Annotated in this window: 22 protein-coding genes; 8 read left to right on the top strand and 14 right to left on the bottom strand. The window is 43.5% G+C overall.

The window, feature by feature from the left end; translation table 11 throughout:
- The first annotated feature begins 17 nt into the window (after positions 1 to 17).
- From OW491_RS03535 to OW491_RS03510, 6 genes are all read left to right on the top strand, one after another.
- On the top strand, positions 18 to 1,214 hold the full coding sequence (locus tag OW491_RS03535; RefSeq protein WP_290034675.1) for a diaminopimelate epimerase: 1,197 nt from the start codon (positions 18 to 20) through the stop codon (positions 1,212 to 1,214).
- Positions 1,215 to 1,316: 102 nt separating this feature from the next.
- Positions 1,317 to 2,906 (top strand): hypothetical protein, encoded by a 1,590-nt coding sequence (locus OW491_RS03530; RefSeq protein ID WP_290034674.1) that lies wholly within the window; start codon positions 1,317 to 1,319, stop codon positions 2,904 to 2,906.
- A gap of 14 nt (positions 2,907 to 2,920) precedes the next feature.
- Positions 2,921 to 4,057, top strand: coding sequence for an ABC transporter substrate binding protein (locus OW491_RS03525; RefSeq protein WP_075173429.1), 1,137 nt, complete (start codon positions 2,921 to 2,923; stop codon positions 4,055 to 4,057).
- Positions 4,023 to 5,210 (top strand): ABC transporter substrate binding protein, encoded by a 1,188-nt coding sequence (locus tag OW491_RS03520; RefSeq protein WP_290034673.1) that lies wholly within the window; start codon positions 4,023 to 4,025, stop codon positions 5,208 to 5,210. The genes OW491_RS03525 and OW491_RS03520 overlap by 35 nt, the downstream gene beginning before the upstream one ends.
- Before the next feature lie 3 nt (positions 5,211 to 5,213).
- Positions 5,214 to 8,105, top strand: coding sequence for an ATP-binding protein (locus OW491_RS03515; protein ID WP_290034672.1), 2,892 nt, complete (start codon positions 5,214 to 5,216; stop codon positions 8,103 to 8,105).
- Positions 8,102 to 10,246, top strand: coding sequence for an EAL domain-containing protein (locus tag OW491_RS03510; protein ID WP_290034670.1), 2,145 nt, complete (start codon positions 8,102 to 8,104; stop codon positions 10,244 to 10,246). Before OW491_RS03515 ends, OW491_RS03510 begins: the two co-directional genes overlap by 4 nt.
- Before the next feature lie 17 nt (positions 10,247 to 10,263).
- On the opposite strand, the gene folE is transcribed toward OW491_RS03510, so the two are convergent.
- The 7 genes from folE to OW491_RS03475 form a co-directional block, all read right to left on the bottom strand.
- Positions 10,264 to 10,905 (bottom strand): GTP cyclohydrolase I FolE, encoded by a 642-nt coding sequence (folE, locus tag OW491_RS03505; RefSeq protein ID WP_075180279.1) that lies wholly within the window; start codon positions 10,903 to 10,905, stop codon positions 10,264 to 10,266.
- 131 nt (positions 10,906 to 11,036) lie between these two features.
- Positions 11,037 to 12,044, bottom strand: a complete 1,008-nt coding sequence (locus OW491_RS03500; RefSeq protein WP_290034669.1) for an NAD(P)-binding protein — start codon at positions 12,042 to 12,044, stop codon at positions 11,037 to 11,039.
- A gap of 79 nt (positions 12,045 to 12,123) precedes the next feature.
- Entirely contained in the window at positions 12,124 to 12,447 is a 324-nt protein-coding gene (locus OW491_RS03495) for a hypothetical protein (RefSeq protein WP_290034668.1), read from the bottom strand.
- A 109-nt stretch (positions 12,448 to 12,556) separates the two neighbouring features.
- The gene (gene aroQ / locus OW491_RS03490; RefSeq protein ID WP_075180281.1) at positions 12,557 to 12,991 is read right to left on the bottom strand and encodes a type II 3-dehydroquinate dehydratase; all 435 of its coding nucleotides are present in this window, start codon (positions 12,989 to 12,991) and stop codon (positions 12,557 to 12,559) included.
- A gap of 23 nt (positions 12,992 to 13,014) precedes the next feature.
- Positions 13,015 to 14,283: a TRAP transporter large permease gene (locus OW491_RS03485; RefSeq protein ID WP_075171722.1), complete on the bottom strand. Its 1,269-nt coding sequence runs from the start codon at positions 14,281 to 14,283 to the stop codon at positions 13,015 to 13,017.
- 4 nt (positions 14,284 to 14,287) lie between these two features.
- Entirely contained in the window at positions 14,288 to 14,758 is a 471-nt protein-coding gene (locus OW491_RS03480) for a TRAP transporter small permease (RefSeq protein WP_075171723.1), read from the bottom strand.
- Positions 14,759 to 14,833: 75 nt separating this feature from the next.
- Positions 14,834 to 15,850 (bottom strand): DctP family TRAP transporter solute-binding subunit, encoded by a 1,017-nt coding sequence (locus OW491_RS03475; RefSeq protein ID WP_290034667.1) that lies wholly within the window; start codon positions 15,848 to 15,850, stop codon positions 14,834 to 14,836.
- 667 nt (positions 15,851 to 16,517) lie between these two features.
- On the opposite strand from OW491_RS03475, the gene OW491_RS03470 reads away from it, so the two are divergent.
- On the top strand, positions 16,518 to 17,372 hold the full coding sequence (locus OW491_RS03470) for a shikimate dehydrogenase (RefSeq protein ID WP_290034666.1): 855 nt from the start codon (positions 16,518 to 16,520) through the stop codon (positions 17,370 to 17,372).
- Between the two features lie 180 nt (positions 17,373 to 17,552).
- Complete coding sequence (locus OW491_RS03465) at positions 17,553 to 18,227, top strand: GntR family transcriptional regulator (protein WP_178968470.1); 675 nt, start codon at positions 17,553 to 17,555, stop codon at positions 18,225 to 18,227.
- A 22-nt stretch (positions 18,228 to 18,249) separates the two neighbouring features.
- On the opposite strand, the gene OW491_RS03460 is transcribed toward OW491_RS03465, so the two are convergent.
- The 7 genes from OW491_RS03460 to pcaG form a co-directional block, all read right to left on the bottom strand.
- On the bottom strand, positions 18,250 to 19,185 hold the full coding sequence (locus OW491_RS03460) for an AEC family transporter (protein WP_075171726.1): 936 nt from the start codon (positions 19,183 to 19,185) through the stop codon (positions 18,250 to 18,252).
- A gap of 27 nt (positions 19,186 to 19,212) precedes the next feature.
- Positions 19,213 to 20,547, bottom strand: coding sequence for an adenylosuccinate lyase family protein (locus tag OW491_RS03455; RefSeq protein ID WP_290034665.1), 1,335 nt, complete (start codon positions 20,545 to 20,547; stop codon positions 19,213 to 19,215).
- 124 nt (positions 20,548 to 20,671) lie between these two features.
- Complete coding sequence (gene pcaF / locus OW491_RS03450) at positions 20,672 to 21,877, bottom strand: 3-oxoadipyl-CoA thiolase (RefSeq protein WP_290034763.1); 1,206 nt, start codon at positions 21,875 to 21,877, stop codon at positions 20,672 to 20,674.
- Positions 21,878 to 21,890: 13 nt separating this feature from the next.
- Positions 21,891 to 22,661, bottom strand: a complete 771-nt coding sequence (locus OW491_RS03445) for a CoA-transferase subunit beta (protein ID WP_075180287.1) — start codon at positions 22,659 to 22,661, stop codon at positions 21,891 to 21,893.
- Between the two features lies 1 nt (position 22,662).
- Positions 22,663 to 23,520 (bottom strand): CoA-transferase, encoded by an 858-nt coding sequence (locus tag OW491_RS03440; protein WP_290034664.1) that lies wholly within the window; start codon positions 23,518 to 23,520, stop codon positions 22,663 to 22,665.
- Positions 23,521 to 23,611: 91 nt separating this feature from the next.
- Entirely contained in the window at positions 23,612 to 24,442 is an 831-nt protein-coding gene (locus tag OW491_RS03435; RefSeq protein WP_290034663.1) for a 3-keto-5-aminohexanoate cleavage protein, read from the bottom strand.
- A gap of 9 nt (positions 24,443 to 24,451) precedes the next feature.
- On the bottom strand, positions 24,452 to 25,051 hold the full coding sequence (gene pcaG / locus OW491_RS03430) for a protocatechuate 3,4-dioxygenase subunit alpha (protein WP_178968473.1): 600 nt from the start codon (positions 25,049 to 25,051) through the stop codon (positions 24,452 to 24,454).
- Between the last annotated feature and the right edge of the window lie 2 nt (positions 25,052 to 25,053).

Here is a 25,053-nt window from a genome sequence, read left to right as displayed (position 1 = left end):
CTAAAGGTGGTCGGGTCATGACCAAGATCCCCTTTACTAAATACTCATCTTGTGGAAATAACTTTGTCGTTGTTGACATGACAGAGACGGCTTGGCTAAGTGAGGCGGCGATGTCCGAGTTTGCTTATCAAGCCACGAATATGAGTTTTGGGGTAGGCTGCGATAACCTATTAGTGTTGCAAAAAGCAACGTCCCAAACACTAGCAGATATCAATGACTACCGCCGCTATTGGCGTCTTCCCCCCGACCTTTCTAATGAAACTTACATTTTTAGAATGTTCGAGCCTGACGGCCAAGAAGCGTTATGTTGCGGTAATGGTTTAATGTGTATTGCTCAGTATCTTTATCAGCAATATGGTTTATCGCAAGTCCCTATTATCACAGAAGTTCCGTTCTTAACCCCTAAGCTCATTTCAATTGGAACCCAATCCGATACCGCTTACAGCTGGGCAGAAATGGGCTTCCCGCGTAAATTGCCTCCTGTGTTAGTCACTCCAGGTTTTACTCAAAATGAAGTGTCAGTGATTGAGTCGTTTCGCGTTTCAGAGCTGGACATTAATGGATGCAGTTTGCTCGGTGAAAATGCAACTTTGTCTTTCGTCTGCTATTTAAGCTTTACCGGGGAGCCACATTTGGTGATTTTCCCGGATGTGTGCTTTGAAGATCCAGCGATAGCATCGGCTATTTTCAAAAACAATACACGCATAGGGGACCTCGAAAATGATCCAGGATCTCAGCTGGTTCATGCAATAGGTCATGCCATTAATCGTGCCTATCATTCTTTTTTTCCATACGGTATCAGTGTTAATTTTACTCGTATCAAGTCCCAAAAGATTATCGAGAACCGTTGTTTTGAACGAGGCATATACCGGGAAACACTGGCGTGTGGTACGGGGGCTATGGCTGCAGCCTTTACTGTTCAGCAACTCTTTTCTCCTGAGGAAAAAGTGATCACAGTACTTCCTCATCGTTGCCGTTGGCATGATGATGAGGCGGTGATAAAAGTACAAGAGTTAGAATCAGGCTGGCGTATTCAGTCAAACCCTATATTATTGTTTGAAGGGGTTTACCACATGAAACGGTCTTTAATGCGGCAAGCGGATAAACAACATGTGGCGAATAAGGAAGCTTCAACGCTTGGTGTTACGAAAAAATTAGCGCAAGGACACGCTAAATCTTTAGCCAAGGCCGGCACTCAGTGTTTGTTGGCATGAGGTTAGCTTTGTTGCTTAAGTCGCTATTGGTAATGTATACCAGCATATTGTACAAAAAAACTGTGAGAGGGCTCGGAGTGGCTTCAGCGAGTCGAGGCCACCATGACCTTGGCTGACAGCAATACATTAGAGTCAGAAAAAAAATCTACTTCAGGGGAGTTGGCTTGCTCACATTCGTTGGAAAGTTATCTTCAACGTATTCGGGAGGCTTTACCTACTGTTGATCGTACACTTCGTGATCATGGCGATAAAACAATTGCTCAGTATCTAGAAACTCAAAATGTATTTTCTGCTACTAGCTTTCAACCGCGTGATGATTTAGCAGAAGTTGTCTACAATTATGCCAAGCCATTATTAGGTGAAGAAGTCGCTAGGGAAGCGGCGTCTGAGCTTTTAGCTAACCCTGTTGTACTAACGGCTAACCACCACGGGGTCGATTACTTTGCCCAATCAGTACAAGGTACATTGATTTTTAGTTTGCGGAAAATTAATGGTAAACAAGCTAAAACAGTCCCAGTTTTTGCTTGTGGGAATGTGCCCTTAGATAACCTAACGTACCCTAGAGGGGTGCTTCTCTATCCTCCTTCAATCTCCTTAAATCAAAAAGTCCCTTTTAAAGCTCCAATATATTCCAATAAATACCGACGTGAGACAGTATCTGCAGTCCGATCGATTTCGGGGGATATGTTGTTACAGTTCACTAAACGAATAGGTAAGGAGTCAAGTATCTCGAAACCAGCAGAGATAGCAGACTTGGTAATAGATGCATATTCAGTTTCTACTGGTAGCGATAGCTATTCGCAGCAAGCTACGCAAGTGAACTCTGTTTTATGGTCGAAAATTATAAAGAGGACCAGAGAAAAAACAAATCTTGTTTATCTTGAACTCGAGAAAATTGCGTCTAGATTAGTTTGTTTAGATCTTGAGAACACAGAGAGCTTGCTCGTACGACTGCTTTTTTCTGAGCCTCATAGGATTGCTTTAGAGCATGCCTTAGACCAAGAAAAGTCTTGCTGGAATATAGCTGAATTATCTAAACGTTTGACTATGACAAGTGAAGGCCATTTTAAACAGTCTGGTACCTTTATGTTTTGGGGAGTCGATGAGCGGAAACGTAGAATTCCCTTATTACCGGTTGAAGAGGATGGTAAGTGCATGCTCTCGGGGCGTTCAGACTCAGGGGAGCGTTGGGATATTGAGTTAACAGTTAGTGCCATAGCTGAGGCTATTCAAAACGAGAGGTTGATTCCATCTGTTTTTACTTCTTTCTTAGTTATTACATTGGCGAGAGGTGTTACGGCGCTGGGTGGTTATTATCAAGCTGATTATCTACCTAAAATGAAGAGAGCTGTAGAGGTTGTGTTTCAAAATTGTAACGACTCTGTCGCCATACCCTCGAAAGTAGATGGTTATCTTTCAGGGATGCAGCCTGTTTTAGCAACAAACAATTTTGGTTTATATCCGACTGGGCCTGTTGAGCTCATTAATGATGGCGGAATAGATACTAATTGGATGAATAACGTTTCAGTAAAGGATGCGCACATGGGATCCTTACATGAAACACTAGAAGATGTTTTGCCTAATAGCTTCTTACCTCAGTTTAGAGATGATATAGCAGAACAGCTTTTTAAAAATTTAAGAAATGATTTAGTCATAACAGGATTATATTCAAGCACGGAAAGAAATTGCTAATTTATGGTGGTGCAATGTTATCTTTTAAAAAGTTAATAATTTTTTTAGCTGTTTTCTTGTCGGTTAATGTGTTTGCTGAACAGCTTATAGATAAAAAACAAAAAATTAATAAGCCATGGGTCTTAGGATATTTCGAAGGAGGTCCTTATTCAGATTATAAGAAAATTCTTACTGAAACGGTTACAGCAATGATGAATGATGGTTTGCTGGAACAGAAGAGAATACCTGCATTCTCTGGTGAGCAAACAGCTGAGCTTTGGACTTGGCTCGCTGAAAACTTATCTAATAGCATGATTACCTTTTCTAAAGACTTTTATTTTAGTGCAGATTGGGATGAAAAAAAGCGAGAGAAGTATCAGGTTGAAGCTACCGAATTATTGATTAATAAAGAGGTAGACCTGCTTATAGCAATGGGTACCTGGGCTGGGCAGTCTTTCGCTAACAATCAACATAATATACCAACAATAGTAATGTCCGCGAGTGATCCTATAAGCTCGAATATAGTGAGATCTATAGAAGATTCCGGATATGACCATGTGCATGCGACAATTGATCCAGAGAGATATCAGCGACAAATTACATTATTTCATGAAGTTATAGGATTTAAACGTTTGGGGATAGCATACGAAGATACAGTAGAAGGCCGAAGTTATGCCGCATTAGATATTGTCCTTCAAAAAGCCGAACAATTAAACTTCGATGTTATTCCTTGCTTTACTCTAAGTGATATTAGCGACTCAAATAAAGCTAATATGAGTGTGATTGACTGTTTTAATGAACTATCTAAGAAAACTGATGCGATTTATGTGACCGTCCAAGGAGGTGTTAATAGAGAAACACTTCCTACTTTAGTTGAAATAGTAAATAAAAATAAAATTCCTACATTTTCTCAGTCAGGTGTGGACGAGGTTAAAAAGGGAATGCTGTTAAGCTTATCACAAGCGGGTTTTAAATATGTTGGAGATTTTCAGGCCGACGTAATAAAACGCGTTATAAGTGGAGAGTCTCCACGGGAAATTTCGCAGCTTTTCGAAGAACCACCTCGAATGGCTGTTAATATAAAATCAGCTGAAATTATTGGGTTCAACCCCCCGTTAATACTGCTAGGCTTGGCAGATGAAATTTTTCATACTATTGAAGGTAGTAGGTAATAAAATGAGGCTTTCAATAGTAAGAACCGCTTTTTTTATTATATTTTCATTTATTTCTGTAGGTTTGTCTGTTCAGTCTCAGGCTGCTGATAATGAGCAAAAGAAAAGAGTTGCATATTATCAAGGTGGAGACTATATCGATTACTATAAAACACTAAGATCCATTGCTGTATCTTTTCATGACCTAGGTGTTTTCACGATTAGTAAAGGTAGGGAAATACCTGATTTTCAAAGTGGTGAGGCAAAGCTTTTATGGCAATGGCTATCAGAGAATACCGATAGTGATCAAATAGAGTTTGTGGCAGATGCTTTTTATTCTTCTGGATGGAGCCAAGAGCAGCGTGTTAACCAGCGTCAAGTTTTCCTTAATAGGCTAAATAAACAATCGGATATCGATCTTGTTTTTGCATTAGGATCATGGGCCGGTTTAGATTTAGCAAATGAGGAGCATAGCACCCCTGTTATGGTAATGTCTTCCAGTGACCCAATTAGTGCTGGCATTATAAAACAACAAGATGATTCGGGATTTGATCATGTACATGTTTTTATAAGTCCTGATCGGTATTTAAATCAAGTTAGGATATTTCATAATTTAATTGGTTTTAAGCGATTAGGTATAGCTTACGAAAATACTAAAGTAGGTCGGAGTTATGCTGCAGTCGATACCATTTACTCTATTGCCAAAGATAAAGGCTTTACAGTCATACCCTGCTATACAAAAAGCGATATTCCTAGCGAGGAAGCTGCTTCTGAGTCTATAGTAAGCTGTTTTAATTATTTAGCTGATAAAGTAGATAGCTTTTATGTTACAGAGCAAGGAGGGTTAGATCTAAAAACTCATGAAAAAATCATTGCTATTGCGAATAAATATAAAATTCCTGCATTTTCTCAGTATGGACAGGATGAAGTTAAATTCGGCTATATGTTAAGTGCTTCTCGATCTTACGGATTGATAAAGGAGGGGCGTTTTCTAGCAAATGTTGCTATTGAAATATTGAAAGGGAAAAAGCCAGGAGAGATTAATCAGGTTTTTAATGATCACCCCGATATATATTTGAATATGAAAACGGCTGAGTTGATAGGTTTTCACTTGAATGCGTATTTGTTGGCTGCCGCTGATAAATTATATTGGCGTATAGAGAATCAGGAATAAATAGTGTTTACAAGTATAAAGTCTAAATTCGTTGCTTTGATTGCTATAATAATGCTCGTTACGTCGAGTGCTATTATGTATTTTACTCACCGGGATGTTGGTAACGCCATGCTTGTGGCAGAACAGTCCTCTGCTCGTAATGTGCTAGGCTTGGCTCAGTTACACATCAGTGCTAGCTATGATCGTATTATTAATGAGAAGGTTGGTTTGCTTGGTGAGTTAAAATCAGAAATGCGAAATACTTTATTTCTGGTTCAGTCAGTTGTTAATTCATATGCAGGTTTAAATAATCGTAACGAAGGCGATCAAGAAGTTATTCTTGATTCTTTGATTAACTGGATTCGCTCTATGGCTATAGATAAGAAGTATTTATTTATAGCAGATTCGCAAGGTAATGTTTTAGCGGCTAATAACCCAATCATTGAGGGAGGGTCTTTAGGCCAAATTAAAGATCTTAAAGGTTTAGAGCTTTCAAAAGTTATGCGTCCTAGTAACTTACCTAAAGACGGTGCCTCTAGCATATTCGAATGGTCTAGTAGCGAAGGGGAAGAAAAGAAGAACTATTTAGCGTTCTTTTTACCTGTAGAAGGGTGGTCATGGACAATCGGTGTGTTGGTGAATTTCGATGATATCGAGGTGCAAAGCCAACAAAAAATGGATGAAATCATTGATGATCTTAGCCAAAGTCTTCAGCAAATTAAGGTTGCTGCATCTGGCTTTGCGTTTCTATTCAACGGTTCTAAAGAGGTACTCATCGCTCCTCCTGATCTTCCGCTATTACCCGATGTGAATACTGGTCAGTTAGATTGGCAGCAGTCCCCACTGTTAGATCGTATTATAGAAGGGCATAAACAAAGCGCTTCGTTTATTAGTTATGAAGGCTCGTTTACGGGTGGTCGTGAAGTACAGGTCTTTATCTCTTACTTTAAAGCATTTGATTGGTACTTAGCGGTTGTTGTTCCCGTTGCTGAAATTGCAGGGCCAGGTCGTGATTTAGTTGGAAGGCAAAGCCTTATTATTGGCTCTGTTTTCTTGCTGAGTTTGTTTGCTGCTTTCTTTTTAATCTCTAAGTTGGTTAATCCGCTATCCATTTTGACTGCACATGCGAAAGCTCTCCCATCTCGTAACTTCGCTAAATCTCCAGATATAGAGGACAGTATCAAAGGTTTAGCGACTCGGTATCAAGACGAAGTCGGACGATTGGCCGAGTCATTTATTTTCTTAGAAGAAGAGATACGAGAACGTATTGAGCAGGCCGATCAGGAAAAAAATGTAGCTGAGCAAGCCAATAAAGCTAAGAGTGAATTTTTGGCTACGATGAGTCATGAAATTCGCACACCGATGAATGGTGTGTTGGGCATGACAGATTTAGTACTAGAAACAGATTTAAATGCTCATCAGCGTCGTTTCTTACACATGATTCGCTCCTCTAGTGAGAGCTTGCTGCAGATTATTAATGACATTCTCGACTTCTCTAAGATTGAGGCCGGTAGTCTTCTTTTAGAGAAGGCTGCTTTTAACCTGAATGATATTATTCAAAGCCAAGTAAATTTGTTTGCGCCCCAAGCCGAACAGAAAGGGATTGGTTTATTTTATTACCTTCCAGACCATTTTAGGGGAGCCGTTCAAGGCGATGAGGTTAGAGTACGTCAGTTGTTAACAAATTTAATTAGCAACGCGTTGAAGTTTACCTCTGAAGGTGAAGTATCTATTTATCTCGAAGTGCTTGAGGAAACGGATAATAAACTGACTGTTAAAATAATAGTTTCTGATACGGGGGTGGGTATTTCACCAGAGCAAAGGACTCGTATATTTGAACCATTTGTACAAGCGGATAGTTCAACAACTCGTAACTTTGGAGGTACCGGGTTAGGGTTAGCCATCTGTAAACAGTTGATTGATATGATGGACGGCAGTATTGGCTTTTCGAGCTATGAAGGTGAGGGGACTACATTTTGGTTTACCTTGTCATTTGATAAAGGTCTTCACTACCAAGATCACAGACCAGGGCAGTTTATCTCTGCGAGTAACGAACCAATAGTGATGCCGGATGTTCACGGGCGTCTGTTGCTGGTAGAAGATAACGAAGTTAATCAGGCATATGCTCTTCAAATTTTGTCAGCAGCAGGTAGTGGATTAACGGTTGATGTCGCTGCAGACGGGATGGAGGCACTCGATAAGTTTAAACGCCATCGTTATGACTTAATTTTGATGGATTGCCAAATGCCGAAAATGGACGGATATAAAGCAACGGCAGCCATTCGACAAATGGAAAAGTCATTATCTCCCGGTGCTCAGCCAACACCTATCGTTGCGTTAACGGCGAATGCGTTTAAAGATGATAGAGAACGCTGCTTCGACGCAGGAATGACAAACTATCTAGCTAAACCTTATAAAAAACAGGCGCTGATAGCTGTACTGAATGAGTACCTCGTCAAAGAAGAGACCAGTTCTGTTGTGTACTTGCCGCCGGCTAAGGATCATGCGTCCTCACTTGAAGAGGGTGTTGTGCCTGCCGAGACTGTAGATTCCTATGTGTTGGATCCTGAAATAATCGCGCAATTACAACAAATGGACGAAGACGGGTTGTTTTTAAGACGAATTATTACAGCGTTTTTAATGAAATCAGCCGATAACCTGTCGCAAATTCAATCAGCATTTAATGACAAGGATGAAGATACTTTACGTATGGCGGCTCATACGTTGAAGTCGAGCTGTTACAACTTGGGTGCGACTCATTTAGCCGAATTAAGCCAGCAGGTTGAGAGTTTAAGTAGCGTTAACCTAGATGATGTAAAGGCTCTAATAAATCCGCTTGAAGTTGAACTAGAGCGAGTGAGAAAAGCATTATCTAATTTATCTGAAAGTTCGGTTGGAAGTAGTGGGAAATCATGATAGAAGTATTAATAAAACCGAGCAAAGTACTGGTTGTTGACGACGATATAACCGCGCGCATCCTAGCCCAACAAGCGCTTACTCTCGATGGCTTTAAGGTATATGAAGCAACTGATGGGTTGAATGCATTAGAGCGCTTTCAAGAAGTGCATCCGGACATTGTGATTCTAGATATTGAGATGCCAGAGCTGAACGGCTATGAGGTGTGCCGACAAATTCGTCAATTACCATTTGGTAAACGCGTACCGATATTGATGGCGACAGGCTTTAACGATATGTCGTCTGTTAATAGGGCTTATGATGCTGGCGCAACTGATTTTGTAACCAAGCCATTTAACTGGAAAGTGTTAGGCCAGCGTTTACGCTACATGATCCGAGCAAGTGTGGTTGGTGAAGAGCTAAACGAGTTGAAAAAAAGTGAGCGACGTTTAGCAAATGCGCAACGTATTGCGAAACTAGGTAACTGGGAATGGGATGTAACTTCAAATGAGTTGTATTGGTCTGATCATCTATTTGAGTTGCTCAATTCCAAAAGGGGTAAGATCCAGCCAAGCCTAACCGCTTTTTTTGAAAGCATCCCCGAGATCGATCATTTTAAAGTACGTTACTGGTTTAACCGTATTGTGAATGGTAAGCCAAATGCTGCTGATTCAATCCATCATCGTATTATTGTTAATGATGACCATCGTATTGTGAAGCATCAGATAGAGGCAGAATTTGATGAAGATGGTGAGTTGGTTTTGTTATCCGGCGCTGTTCTAGATGTGACTGAGCTACGACAGGCTCAAGATAAAATTTTGGAGCTAGCCAGCTATGATGCGCTGACGGGGCTGCATAACCGCTCGGTATTTAGTTCAGCGGTGGATCGTGCAATCAAAAGAGCTCAGAAGTTTAATCATACCGGTGCTGTGCTGTTTTTAGATTTAGATAACTTTAAGCGCATTAACGACACGTTTGGTCACGGAGTGGGTGATTTGTTACTGAAGGTTGTCGCTAAGCGGTTAACTAAAAGTGCCCGTGCTAATGATCGTAATGATAATGGCGAGAGCAATAGTGAAGCACATCTCATATCGCGTTTTGGGGGCGATGAGTTCACCATTTTAATCCCGCATGTAAAAGATGCCAGCGAGGCCAAAGTTATCGCGGACCGTATCTTAGATAATATAGGTAGGCGGGTTAGCTTGGCAGGGCACGAGCTGGTAATTACTCCCAGTATTGGTATAGCGCTATTCCCACAAGATGGTACTGAAGTTGAAAGCCTTCTGAAAAACGTGGATGCTGCCATGTACCATGTAAAGCACGGTGGGAAAAATAGCTACGAAATGTTCGCGCACTCAATGAACATTGTGTCCAAAAGGCGCTTACAGATAGAAGCACACCTTCGGCATGCAATTGATAACAAAGAATTGTATTTGGTGTATCAACCTCAAATATCATTACACAGCGGAAAAATAATTGGTGTGGAGGCGTTATTACGCTGGGACTCGCCATTATTAGGAGCGGTTTCTCCTGTTGAGTTTATACCTGTTGCAGAAGAGACGGGGCTAATTACTCCCATTGGCGAGTGGGTTTTGTTCGAAGCCTGTCAGCAAGCTCAGGTATGGCGTGATGAAGCGCTTCCACCGGTGAGAATGGCTGTGAATTTATCCGTTAGGCAATTTGCGCGTCAAAACCTCGAATCGGTAGTCCAGTCCACATTGCTCAAAACGGGGTTGCCCGTGCGGTATTTAGAGCTGGAAATCACGGAAAATATGCTGATGGATGATGTCGAGGGTTCTGTTGACACATTGCATCGTCTTAAGGATCTTGGGGTTTGCTTAGCCATTGATGACTTTGGCACAGGGTACTCAAGCTTAAGTTACCTAAAGCGTTTCCCAATTGATCGCCTTAAAATAGATCGCTCGTTCATTACACATGTTACCACTAACACTGAAGATGCTTCGGTCACTCAAGCCATTATAGCCGTCGCGCATAGCTTAGGACTGAGTGTGACGGCGGAAGGGGTTGAATCAGCTGATCAGCTAGCGTTTTTGAACGAGAATAAATGCGAAGAGGTACAAGGCTACTATTTTAGTAAGCCTGTTAGCGCTAATGATATAAAACGACTGCTGATAGTAAACCAAGGATTGCCTGATAGCTGAGCCTTGGTTTACTTAAGTTATACTCGTAAAAACTCGGCACGCATTCGTTCGTTCGTTTTAAATTCTCCGCCTACCGCGAGTGTTCCGGTAGATGAACTTGTATCCATTACACCGCGTGACTTAACGCAATAGTGGGTTGCTTGTATGCTCACGGCTACATCATCAGTGCCGAGCAAGGCTTGAAGAGCAATTAATATTTGTTGATTGAGACGCTCTTGAACTTGCGGTCGCTGAGCAAAAAAGCGAACAATCCGGTTAATTTTAGAAAGTCCAATGATTGTATCTTTGGGGATATAGGCAACATTTGCTAGCCCATCAATAGTGACGAAATGATGCTCGCACGCACTCGTTAGGCTAATGTCTTTGACTTTCACCATCTCTTCTACGCGCATTTTATTCTCGATTAAAGCAATTGACGGAAAATTACTGTAATCCAGCCCCGAGAAAATTTCGTTAACGTACATTTTAGCTATGCGGTGAGGGGTCTCGGTTAAGCTATCATCATTTAAGTCTAAGCCTAGAGTGCTTAGTACTTCTGTCATAAGCCCTTTAATACGCTCGTATTTTTGATTGTTATCCATTGGGGTTTCTACCAATGGGGTTTCAAGTCCCGCTTCTTGTAACCTTTTCTGAACGAGTCTGGCTTCAGGGCTTAGCATGTGTAAATGTCCTGCTGTCGATGTTTGTTTCATTTCTATATATACGATGGTTATCGTCATCTGGATGATATATGACTCTTTGGCCATATTTTGATTCCATACGAAACCGGTTGCGGGTAGGGTCGAGACTTTTACGAACCCTTCAATTCCTCGATCAGTAGACGTGCTAATTGGGTAGCGCTGTGCCAAGCTGCTTCTGCAGGAGGCACGTTTGCTTCCCCTGCCAATATCCAGTCGCCGCAAACAGCAATTTTATCATGCTCACTCCATAAGTAACTAACTTGTTGAGTTTCGGCTGGATTACTTGTTTGCAGTGTATGGTGTTTTGCGTAAAGCCAGCGATGAGATCGCGTGTAAGCGACGGTTAGTTTTTGATCTAGCATATGCTCAAAGGCTTGGAGTAGATGCTCGGATACAGAGTCTGCATCTGTATCGATATGGGAGCGGCTCCATTCATCTGATGCTTCTACAACCCAGACTTCTTTGTATTCTTTGGAGTGTCGGCCGGGCTTTTCTGAGTCGCGAACGGCCCGCTTGATAGGCCCAGAACTCAATAGAATATCAGGGGTTACTTTTGAATGAACAGATAGCCCGATGATTAAAATCCAATTTGCAGAAGGCTGGATGACTTCGGCTTTGTGCGCAAATCGTGGGATGGACTCAAGCAATGACACGGCTTGCGGAGCCGGAGTCGTGATGACTGCTGCATCAAACCGATCAAGGCAATCCCCGTTTTCATCTCGCAGGATAACTCCTAAGTTATCCGGCCACACGTGGCTAATTCGGCAACGAGTCATCAACGTTACGTTAGATAAAAGTGTGCGAGTTAAGGCTGAAAACCGAGGTGATGCTACCCAGTAATTTTGTGTAGATATATTTTGCTCAATAGATTGTACGCAAGTAGGCCATGGCACAATACAGGGTAGGTCTCGTAACCATGTATCAAAGGGTTCTGAAATGTTTTCAAAATAGGGTAGACCGATGTCTACACTGTCTTCGCCGACGCGAGCACTGGATAAGCGTCCTCCGGTACCCCGGCTTTTTTCATATACGGTTACTTGAAAGCCAGCTTTGTTTAGTTCGTTGGCGAGAATGCATCCTGATAGGCCTGCACCTACTATAGCAATCTGTTTTGTCATCGTATTCTCAAATAGTAAGGCGGATAATTAATGGAAGTTCTTGCTGTCTTATTGCAAGATCAATCTGAAATTTAGCGTGCTAAAATCTCAATTGGATAGCAGCTGAGCGAGAGTCTGTATTTGAAGTCCATTGCTTAGCGGTGTCGGGTATGCAGAGTTCGGCGTGAGGAATCGTTTGCTCTAATGTTGCTTTATGTAAGCCTACAGCTCTGAGTAAATCGTAACCTTGGGCTAGGTTCTTTAGGGTTATAACTTCTCCCTGTTTTGTTTTCAATAAAGCACTAGAAGGGGTTTCACCCAGTATATAGTTGACTTTGATTACCATTGCACCGCAGGCGGGTTCAATAAACGACACTTCTGTACCTAGTTGATGTGCTAAATGTTTTAACTCTTTAATTTGCATAATTTTACTCCCCTTGCATTGGTTGATACGAAACTTCAGCGTTTCCCGATGAGTGCGAGCAATAAAAAGGCGCTCATAAGAGCGCCTTAGAAAACAAGAAATGTAGAGGTTAGCTTAAGTTAATAAAGTAATCTAATGCGGCTACATAACCAAAAGTGCCTAAACCTGCGATAACGCCATCTGCTCTGAGTGACACATAAGAGTGATGTCGAAAGCTTTCGCGTTTGTGAACATTTGAAATATGAACTTCAACTACGGGGCTTTCAAAAGCATTGAGTGCATCTAAAATAGCAACAGAAGTATGTGTAAAAGCGGCAGGGTTGATAATGATGCCGTTTGCCTTGTCGCGAGCTTCATGGATTTTATCGATGATAGCTCCTTCGTGATTGCTTTGAAAAAACTCAACAGTGAAGCCTGATTGAGCTGCTTTAGTCTCAAGCTTTGCCTGAACGTCTGCTAGTGTTTCATAGCCATAAATTTCCGGCTGGCGCTTCCCTAGCAAGTTGAGATTAGGCCCATTCAATACATATATAACATTGCTCATCACAAAATCCTTTGGGTACTCGTTTAATAACCAAACAGTCTTGGTATAAAGGTAACTGTTTGCGGCACAAACGTAATAAGAAGAAGTACGCCTAATTCTACTAGGAATAGCGGCATGATTCTGCGTGAAATTGCGCCCATACCTACGTTTGCAATGGAATTCGAAACAAATAGACAAATTCCCATTGGCGGCGTTACCAGTCCAATCATCAAATTAAAGATGACAACAATGCCAAAGTGAGTGGGGTCGATGCCTAAACTCATGGCGATTGGGTGGATAATAGGGAGCAGAATAAGCATGGCCGCAATCCCTTCTAAAAAGAGGCCTACGACTAAAAGAATAAGATTCACCATGAGCAAAAATACCCAAGGGTTAGTAACCTCACCTAATACATAGCTGCTAATGGTTTGTGGCACCCGAGAAAATGTAAGCATCCAGTTAGCGGCAGCCACTACGGCAATAATAATTAAAATAACTGATGAATCTCGCATAGCGCGCACGAAGATATGGGGTAGACGAGATAAATTAAGGGTTTTAAGGATAAATATGCCCGCTATCAGTGCATATCCTGCGGCAAGAGCAGCGGCTTCTGTTGGCGTAACAATTCCCGTTAAAATAGATCCCACAATAAATATCGGCATAAATAAGGGGATCCATGCATTAACAAATGCACTAAAGCGTTCTTTGGCTGAAAGTTTGGGGCGTAAAGGAGCGTAGTGTCCTGCATAGATACGCACATAAATTGATAAGCCAATAGCTAAAAATAGGCCCGGAGCGACACCGGCTAAAAAAAGTGCAGGCACCGATACTCCGCTGGTGATAAGTGCGTAAATAATAACGGGTATGCTAGGAGGAATCATCGGGCCTATTACCGATGAAGCGGCCGTTAGTGCGGCTGCGAAATCGCGCGGATAACCTTCTTTTTCCATGGTTGGAATGAATATACGTCCCAGTGCTGATGTGTCAGCGACCGCTGAACCAGATAAGCCTGCAAAAATAACAGAGGCCCATATATTAACCTGTGCTAAGCCGGCTTTAGTGTGGCCAACCAGTGCATTGGCAAACTTAATAATACGGTCGGTAATACCGCTTTCGTTCATTAACTCGCCAGCAAGGACAAAAAGGGGGATAGCAAGAATCGCAAATGAATCTATGCCTGAAAAAATACGTTGGCTAACTAGGCCGAACGAAAAAGGAGTTTGTGATACGTGTCCAAACACGGCCAGGAGAATAGCAAAAGCAATGGGGCTGCCAATAACCATCAAGACAATAAGAATACCAAAACCTAACATGACATTACTCGCTCTGTATCGAAGGTGATAGGACAAGCTCAGATAGCTTAATAAGTGCCGCGATCGTTAAACCTACACCACCAATCACCATTGCTACTTGAAAGTAATACATTGGAATTCCAGAGCCTGGGGCGGTTATAGCACCTCGCTTCATCATAAAAAGGTAGCCAGACCACGCTAAAATAATGCCAGACACTAAGACGACAATGTCAGATATGACATGAAGGATGTTGCGGATTTTGGGTGAGACAGCGTCTTCAAGGAAGCTGAATTTTATATGCATCCCTTCTAGGTAACATAAAATAGTGCCAAACATGGTGCCATATATCATGGCGTATTTAGCGATTTCTTCGCTCCATTGGATTGGTGAGTTGAGTAGGTAACGGCTCAGACTACTTGCTAAAACAACAGAAAACACAATTAACAAAGAGGTGCCTGTCAGCCAGGACAGGGCTTTTTTATAGAAGGGCTTCATAGGACAATATCTCAAGGGCATGGCTTGAAAAAATGCTGGAAGCAAAAGGTCACTCCCAGCATTGTGTTACTAGGGTTACTTCGTAACAGACGCGACAGCTGCTTGGGCCTTATCTACCCAAGTATCACCAATTTGGCCTCTGAGCCATTCTAAAACAGCAGGTTGGGCGGCTTCACGAAAAAGCTCAAGTTGGGCAGTTGTTGGTGTGGTGATTGTCATACCGTTAGACGCCAGTTGAGATAAACCTTCTGCCGAGTTGATTTGTTGAATCGCACGGCCTACAAGCCCTGCTACTTTTGCTGCTCGTTCTACAATAGCGCGGTCAGCGTCGTTAAGCCCAGCAAATACGTCTTCATTAATTAATAGAAAATCCGTCCCGTAGACGTGTCCATCTAATGTTAAATGGTTTTGAAATTCGTAGAACTTGTTACCATAGATAACACTGATAGGGTTCTCTTGGCCGTCGACCACGCCGGTTGTCAACGCAGAAGGTACCTCAGGCCAAGCGATAGGAGTCGGTTCACCACCCATTGCTTTAACCATCTCCACGTATAACGGCAGTGTCATTACACGGATTTTTAAGCCTTCTAAATCTTTAGGTTCGGCTATTGGGCGCTTAGAGTTTGTAAAGTTTCGAAAGCCAGTTTCACCGTACGCTAAAGTACGTAACCCGGTTTTTGCTAAGCAGTTTTCAGAAAGTGCCTTGCCAAATTCGCCGTCCAACACTTCCCAAGCAACAGGCGCTGAAGGAAACAGGTAGGGGATTTCTAGAACGGACGCTTCTTGGCAAACTTTAGCAAATGCGCCAGACACCATTGTCATACTTAATGTACCTTCTTGAGCCGACTGTACTAAGTCTGTTTCGCCGCCTAATTGACTTGCCGGGTAAATATCTACCTCAATACGTCCACCCGATTCAGCCTCAACAAGTTCTTTAAAGACTTTAGAAGCAGCCCCTTTTTTAGATGTCGTCCACTCTTGTGGATCTACATGGCCTAGTGTCAGGGTTACCTCTGCAGCGTGAGCAGAAAAGGAGACTGCAGCAGCCACTGAAGCCAAGGTGAGAGTTACGTTTTTTACGGTTAATTTCATGTTACATCTCCAAAGGCGACTTCTAAGAAGTCTTCTGTTTTTTATGTTTATAGTTATTTCAAGCGAGGGTGTTACGCCTGAAATTGCCCTGAGTCGGCTAAGAGCCGATAAGTATACGGCTAATTTTATAGTTTGTTATTAAAAATAACCTATATTTTTACCCATTAAATTGACATTTTTTATGCATTATTACGATAAAATCTTCTCATTAAGCAATTAATACCTAAAATTATTGGGTTTTGAGCTAAACGACTATTGAGTAGTAGGTGAACTTTGAGTGATTGCTATCGATATGAAAAATGAGATTTTGTCGTTTTAGTATACTGTTATTGTAATGTTAAAGTGTTTTTAAACAGGATAAATGTTTTTATTTGGTTAGATTTTTTCTCTTTTTAATCAGATATTTTTTACATAAGTAATTGATAATTAATAACAAATAGATTTTTTGATACGTTATCGATGCGAAATTAGATAATGTATCCCTGATAAAACCTAAAAGTATCCTATATTTTGTTTTATATCATATATGTTGACTTGCCGCGGTGGAGGTAATTATGATCGCTGTGATGTGATCATTCGTGGTTGCACCTTAGCTTTGTGCTAGCGTGGGATTAGATGGCAAATCTCGATTAGCATTCGCAGTGAGCAGTATTGTGGAGAATAAGAAATGATAAAGTTAGGCCTTATCGGTCAATCGATTCAAAAATCAAGCGCGCCTTTGTTACATACGTTGTTAGGTGAGTTGCACAACATACCGGTAATGTATGATTTACATGAGCCAGCTGATAAATCTCCCGAAGCGTTTGCTTTCACATTGAATCGGTTGCGTGAAGAAGGCTACACCGGATGCAATGTAACTTTTCCTTATAAGCAAATTGCGATTAATCACGCGACTAATACCAACGAGGCGGTAAAGCGTGTTGGTTCCACAAATACACTGTCCTTTATCGGCGAGACGGTTAGCGCAGCGAATACCGACTACTCTGGTTTTATTCGCGGCTTCAAAAGCCGCTTAGGTGAGCAGCCGGCAGGTAACGTGTTATTGATTGGCGCTGGCGGTGTTGGCAGGGCAATAGCGTTTGCCTTATTTGACGTTGGTGCTACACAAGTGATGATTTACGATGTGCATGAAGAGAGTGCTCGGTCATTATCTGAATCTATGTGTGCGGCTGGTTTGAATGCCCGCTTTGTTACCAAAAATGACATTGGTGATGCGGCTATGGATGCCGATGGTCTGGTAAATTGTACGCCAATTGGGCATTACAAAACGCCAGGTAACCCTCTTGACCAAAGCTTGTTTGGATCACAATCTTGGGCTTTTGATGCGGTCTACACACCCGTGGATACCGAATTCTTACAGGTTGCTCATCAAAAGCAGATGACGATTGTCTCTGGTTTTGACTTGTTTTTATATCAAGGCTTAGACGCATTTACTATTTTCACCGGACAAGCCGTGGACGCCCCCTCGGTCCTAGCGCGCTTTAAAGAGAAGTTTAATGTGAAGAGCCAATTTATTAGTTAATAGGTAGTTATCTTTTCTTGGGCTATCAATGCTCCCTGAGCCTATCCATTATTGGATAGGCTTTTTTTATGGGTGAAAAGTACAGGTAATCTATCTAAATTGTTAAAGGATACCTTAACTAAACTTGTTAGAATTGCTAAAAGGAATGTAGAACAGTTTATGTAGAATGTCGGAAAATGAATGAATAATGCATTGGATCGTAAGTTGGTTGGGCAAGCGGTTTACGAAAAACTACGAAATGATATTGTCACCGGGCACTTAAAGCCTGAGCAAAAGCTCAAGCTAAATCAGCTTAAGGAAACATATAACGTTAGTGTAAATACACTAAGAGAAACCTTGATGCGCTTGGTGGCTGAAGGTTTTGTGTCATTTGAAGACCAAAAGGGTTTTCGTGTTATCCCCGTCTCTATTGCGGATTTAGAGGAGTTAATAGAGCTACGCGGCACCTTGGAAATGCTAGGGCTAGAAAAGTCGTTCGAACGTAGAGATACATTGATCGATTGGAAATCTCGGCTTATTAGCGCCCACTTTCGCTTAAGTTGTGCTGAAAAGTTGATGATGGAAGATGAGGCGCAGCATGTAACTGCTTGGGAGAAGGCTGATAGAGATTTTCATACAGCCATTGTCTCTAATTGCGGATCAAAACAATTAATTCGTTATCATGCCTCTGTTATTGAGCTGTATATGCGTTATCAAGTATTAGCGTTAAGCCAGCGCCCGTTTCGCGGGAAAGAGGTTATGGCTGAGCATCAAGAATTGGTTCAGCGGCTCTTGGATGATGATATAGAGGGTGCCAAATCCTTGCTGTCCCTCCATATTAGTCGAGGTAGTCAAACACCTAAAGCCACAGTGTAGCCCATGCTTATTGGCAGGGTATTCAAAGTAAGATGCCTAAGATGGCGGCTATCGATATGAAGGACACCATTGTTGCCCCCATGAGAATACTGGCGCATATACTTCGGTACCCGTAATTCCCACCTATAATGGGGTATATGCTCATCATAGGCATGGCTGCCAATAAAATAGCGGCTAAGCGTAGTTCAGGGCTGAGGCCTGGAATGCAAAGCACCGCGAGCGCGACGCATAACGGGTGCATTAATAATTTACCGACGATAACAGTACTAATTTCTACCATATTCCCTTTTATGGTGGAGCCAACTAGGGAGCCTCCAATAACGAATAGGGCTGTTGTTGCTGAGGCGGCAGACAACATATGTAGGCTTTCATTAACAGGAGCGGGGAAGCGTATTTGTAGTGCCGACCCGATAAAACCTGCAACGATAGCAATGATTAATGGGTTGCGAGTAACACGTTTAATAACTGATTTCCAAATTTGTAAAAGAGATTGGTTTTCCCCTTTGCCATTTGCGTACTCAATAGTCATTAAAGCCACAGGAAATAGCAGCATATTCTCAATGATTAAGGCCATAGTAAATGCCACTGTAGGTGGATCATCAAACACTAAAATAAGAACAGGAAGACCAAAAAATGCACTGTTACTCATCGACATGCCCAATGCTTTAATACCGCTTCCTGTTAGGTTGTTGTTCAACAGTTTTTTAGCGATCAATAATCCAATCGAAAAAGACAACAGCGAGCCTATCCCATAAGCAAGTAAAAAGCGGGGTTCAATCACATCCGCAAAATCCATATGGACCAAGGTATCAAATATCAATGCGGGCAGCGTAAAGTACATGACAAAACGGCCCAGTCCCGGTAATGCATCCGTGGGCATTAGTCTTGTTTTAACCGCAACATAACCGAGTATGATTAAACAGAAAATGGGTGCTGTTGTAGCAAAAATCTCTAACACGTTATTCTCCCTGTATCGTGTAGAAGTCTACGGGCATATTTGGTTTATGTTGCCTATTATGCGAGCTAGCCAAGATGTCGTTGCGCCTGCTTTAAGCAGCGCCGCTTGCATTGTTTCTACATCGAGCTGTTGACCACTTTCTTGTGCAATCAATGTAAATAAATGTTCGCTCCCGGTTATAGCCGTCTTGCTTGCTGCTTTTACTAATTCGGATGCTTTATCCCTTCCCATCGTCTTGGCGAGCTCAAATGTTGCGGCTTCAGCATAAATGACACCATTGAAAGCGCCGAGGTTGTGTAACATTTGCTCTCTATTAATAACAATATGGTCCAGCGCGTCGATACTATGACGAGCGGCTACCACTGTTGCTAGCAGCTGTTGAGGGAGGATGAACCACTCTTGTGTCCACTGACTGCCACTGCGTTCATGTTCATGCAGCATGGCCTGATGCATTTGTCCGCACCAACCTGCATTTAAACGCATCATGGCAACCATGACTTCGGCATTAACAGGGTTGCACTTTTGCGGCATGGTTGAAGAGCCGCCACCGTTTGTAAAACGGATTTCGCCGCATTCAGTGGATGAGAGCCAAAGCCAATCTTGTGCCATTTTGCCAAGTAGCCCCGTAGTTACACTCAACCACGAAGAGCATTCTACTAGTGAATCACGTTGTGTATGCCAATTATCACCGCGCTCAAGTGTAAGTGTATCTGCAAAATGCAAACCGACCTCATCCGCTTTTTCACCCATAGCAGCTAGGGTCCCAACGGCCCCGCCTAATTGTGTTTTGAGGATACGAGGCCTCATTTCATCCAACCGCGCGAGCTGGCGCAGCAGAGGATTAGCCCATTCAGCTACTTTGAAGCCAAAACTCATGGGGACCGCTTGTTGTGTGCGAGTACGGCCGGCGATGAGCGTATTTTCATGTGTCTGCGCTAAATCTCGCAAATGTCTAAGAGAATGTTTGATGCGCTGTTCGATAATATCGAGTAGAGATCGGATCGTTAAGATGAGCGCTGTGTCAACGATGTCTTGGCTAGTCGCGCCAAAATGAACCCATTTCGCCTGTTCCGATGGAAGCTGGGCCTTGATAGCAGCTACTAAAGCCGGAACAGGAACTCCAGCCGAAGCCGTGCCCTGAGCTAATGTAGCTGGAGAGATCTCTAAGTTTTCAGCAACATTTGTAATGGCTGTCGCGGCTTCTGTTGGGATTAGGCCGGCTTTAGCTTGCGCTATGGCCAGAGCAGACTCTACGGATAGCATTGCCTTGATGAAAGCCTGATCGTTTAAATAATAACCGGCTTCGTTATCGGAGAGCAGAGGGTTAAATAGTGCCGAGTCAAAAGGGGTTACTTGAATCATGAATAGACCTTGTCAGTAGCAATACAGCGTATCAGAAACAAAAAGTGCGCTAATGCTTACTATACCTCAACAATGAGGACAGCAGCGTTAGCGCTATGGAGCCAGACAATAATAAAGCGGAGTGTTAAACCGCTTCAATTGCGATAGCGATACCTTGGCCGACACCAATACACATGGCTGCTAAGGCGTATTTTTTGCCTGTACGTTTCAACTCTAGAGCTGCCGTTCCTGTAATGCGTGCTCCCGAAGCCCCTAGTGGGTGACCGATCGCGATAGCGCCGCCGTTAGGGTTAACGTGCGCTGCATTATCTGGCAGGCCTAGGTCGCGCAATGTTGCGAGCGCTTGGGAAGCAAATGCTTCGTTTAGCTCGATGACATCAAACTGGTTAATATCCATATTAAGCTGTTTGCATAGCTTTTGTGCCGCTGGGGCAGGGCCAAAGCCCATAATGCGAGGTTCAACGCCTGCTGTTGCACCGCCTAGCACTTTCGCAATAGGTGTGAGGCCGTACTTTTTAACGGCTGCTTCAGAAGCAATAATCAAAGCAGCGGCGCCATCATTCACGCCCGACGCGTTGCCTGCCGTTACACTACCTCCTTCACGAAACGGAGTGCCGAGTTTAGCTAAGGCATCAGCGGTAGTTTGCGGGCGAGGGTGCTCATCTTCTGCAAAAATGATGGGATCTTTTTTGCGTTGAGGTATCGTAACCGGGACAATCTCTTGTGCAAAAATACCGGCGGCTTGTGCTTTCGCTGCACGTTGTTGCGATTCCAGCGCAAAGGCGTCTTGGTCGGCGCGGCTAATGTTGAATTGTTCAGCGACGTTTTCACCTGTTTCGGGCATTGAATCAACGCCGTATTCGGCCTTCATCTTAGGGTTGATAAAGCGCCAACCAATGGTAGTGTCATGAACTTCATTGTTTCGCGAAAATGCTGACGTCGCTTTTGGCATGACAAAAGGCGCGCGAGTCATACTTTCGGTGCCGCCTGCAATAATGACTTCGGCTTCACCCGCTTTGATTGCGCGGGAGGCCATGATAATAGCGTCCATCCCAGAGCCACATAAGCGGTTAACGGTAGTACCGGTAACGCTAGTAGGGTATCCCGCTAATAATGAAGACATACGGGCAACATTTCGGTTGTCTTCGCCTGCCTGATTAGCGCAACCAAAGATCACATCATCAATAGCCGCTGGGTCCAGTTCTGGGTTACGCTCTAACAAAGCTTTGAGCGGAATGGCGCCTAAATCGTCAGGACGCACTGTAGAGAGTGTGCCGCCAAATCGTCCAAACGGCGTGCGAATATAGTCGCATATGTAAGCTACGGTCATAATGATATCTCGGTTATTTTCCGGCGTGTGCTTTAGCCGTACGTTCATTTAGTGCGCGTAGAGCGTCAAGTTCAATCGCAGTGGGCTCCGGTGTTTCGATTACTTGGTCAGCAAAACGAACAGTCCAGCCTGTATTCTCTTGGATTTGCTCACGTGTTACGCCTGGGTGGATAGACGTCACTATGAACTCTTTAGTGGCCGGGTCTGTTTCGAAAATACAAAGATCCGTTGTTAATCGGCTAGGGCCTTTTGTCTTAACGCCGAGCTCTTCTCGCTCTTTGCCTGTTTTGCCGTGACCAAGCGATGTAATAAAGTCGATGTTTTCAACAAAACCACGGTTGGTTTGTTTCATGACAATAAATATTTCACCGCATGAAGTAGCGATCTCAGGCGCTCCACCGCCACCAGGCAGGCGAACCTTAGGGTTGTGGTAGTCTCCACCAACAACAGTGGTGTTGATGTTGCCAAATTTATCCAGTTGAGCAGCACCTAGGAAACCAACTGAGATTCGTCCACCTTGTAGCCAGTAGCGGAACATTTCTGGAACAGACACGGTCGTTACCGAAGTGTCGCATAGCTCACCATCACCGATAGATAGTGGTAATACATCAGGTTTTGTACCAATGGTGCCTGATTCGTAGATTAACGTGACGCCGGGTGCATGTGTTAAGCGTGCTAGGTTACAGGCAGCTGAGGGCATGCCAATACCTACGAAGCAGACGTCGTCATTTCGGATAGCGCGCGCTGCTGCAATGGTCATCATTTCTGTCGGAGTGTAACTCATCTCACTTCTCCTTTTTCTTATCGGCAACACGTTGCGCAAAAATCTCGGGACCTACTTCTAATACGTTATCTTTTATCCACGCCAGGAATGCATCTCTATCAGAGGCGATAGGGTCCCAGTTTTTATAGAAAGCATTATCTCGGTCGTAATAGCCCATCGCATAGGAAGGATGAGCGCCGCCTTGGACGACGGCAATAGACTTTACCGTCCAGCTAGGTAGGACGCAGGCATTAATGTGGATGTCGTCAAAGTCATCGACTATCTCTTCAACGGTTACTATGGCGCGTTTGGCGGCGAGAATGGCTTCTTTTTGAACCCCTACAATACCTTCAATTAACACGTCACCATTCTTGTTAGCTTTTTGGGCGTGAATGATAGCGACATCTGGCTGGATAGAGGGAATAGCTGCCAGTTTTTCACCTGTGAACGGGCACTCTACGCGTTTGATGTTAGGGTTTACTTCTTCTAATTGCGCGCCAAGGTAACCACGGAAAATAGCACACGGTAAGCCTGCAGCACCGGCTTCATAAGCATTTGCCATGGCTGCATGGCTATGTTCTTCGATCTCAAGTTTGTGCGGCCAGCTTTTTTCATAAGCATCACGCAAACGACGAAGTGAGCCGACACCTGGGTTTCCACCCCAGGAGAAGATGATTTTTTTGGCGCAGCCCATACCGATCAATTGATCATAGATGAGGTCTGGAGTCATGCGGATCAAAGTAAGATCTTTTTTATTCTGACGGATGACTTCATGCGCGGCGGCATGAGGGATTAGATGGGTAAAGCCTTCCATTGCGATCACATCACCGTCAAAGACGTTTTCTGCGATTGCTTCTTTAAGGGAGACAAACTTTGCCATGGCAAGGGTTCCTCAATTATATAAGAGCAGACACAAAACGACGGCCAGATTATCAAGATACTAGGCTCGCCGATTGCTTTTCAAAGGAGCGTTATACGGGCTTTAGCCCCAAAATTTGGCGAGCTTGCGCCGGGGTAGCCACTGTACGTCCATAATCAACGACCATACCTGCTAAGCGCTCTACTAATTGTGCGTTGCTTTTAGCTAGGTTGTCTTTGTCGAAGCGGATGTTATCTTCTAAGCCTGTACGTACATGCCCACCGAGTTCAAGCGCCCACTGGTTTAGAATGAGTTGGTACTTTCCAATACCTGCTGCTGTCCATGTGCCGTCTGGGCATACACGCTTAAATTGTTTGATCATGAACTCTAGTACTTCGCGATCGGCTGGGATTGCGTTTGGGATAGAGGTCACAAACTGCAGGTGTACAGGCGATTTGAGCAGGCCTCGTTCTACCAGTTTGGCTGTATTAAAAATCATCGACAGATCAAAGGCTTCAATCTCTGGTTTAATATCGTTATCAAGCATTCGTTGCGCAAGATCATCGATCAGCTGCGGAGAGTTTGCATAAACAATCGACCCAAAGTTGACAGAACCTGTCGCAAGCGAAGCCATATCAGGTTTGAGATGTAACATGCCACCACGTTCTGTACCTGAACCACTTCGGCCACCCGTAGAAAATTGAGTGATCATTCCTGGGCAGTGTTTGCGTATGCCTTCTTGCACTAAAGCAAAACGTTCTGGGTCTGAGCTCGTCGTCCCGTCGTCGTTTCTGACATGCAGATGCACTAAGGTCGCGCCTGCTTCGTAAGCTTCGTGCGTAGACTCAATTTGTTCTGCCGGCGTGATAGGAACGGCCGGGTTATTCTGCTTTTGAGGCAGAGACCCCGTAATAGCTACGCTAATGATGCAGGGAGATGACATGTTTTATCCTCAGAAGTTGAAGAACACAGTTTCTTGATCGCCCTGCATATGAATATCAAAGTGATATTCAATGCCTGTCGCCGTCTCGTGACGTTGTGCTATTAGCGTAGGGCGACGATTTTCCTCAACTTTATTGAGCGTGGAATCGCTCGCATTAGCGGCAGCTTCATCGCTAAAGTAAACGCGTGTATAAGCATGGTTAGGCAAGCCGCGCATAAAGACGATCACGCTGATATAAGGTGCTTTACCTGCTTCTGATGACCCAGGTTTAATAGTCTCAAACGCAAAGTGGTGATCGGCTGTCATACCTGTACCGCAGCGACCAAACCCAGAGAATGCTGGATCAAGTTTACGGTCTTGGCGTCCATCATTAGGATGATTAAATCGACCAGCGGCGTTCGCTTGCCAGAGTTCAATCATTGCGTCATTGACCACTTGGCCTTGGCCGTCGAACACTCGCCCTTTGATACGGATGCGCTCACCCTCAGTTGTATCCGTTACCATGACGGCATCTGCAACTTGAGTATGGTTATAGTGATATTGCTGCGCAGTCAAGCCATAGGCGAAGTAAGGGCCAACGGTTTGTGAAGGCGTTTGTTTCATAGACATAA

Origin of the sequence: Neptunomonas sp. CHC150 (assembly GCF_030397555.1) — a bacterium.
In the GTDB taxonomy this organism is placed as follows: Bacteria; Pseudomonadota; Gammaproteobacteria; order Pseudomonadales; family Balneatricaceae; genus Neptunomonas; species Neptunomonas phycophila.
The sequence above is the reverse complement of the archived record's forward strand: the minus strand, read 5'-3'. Positions and strand labels throughout refer to the sequence as shown.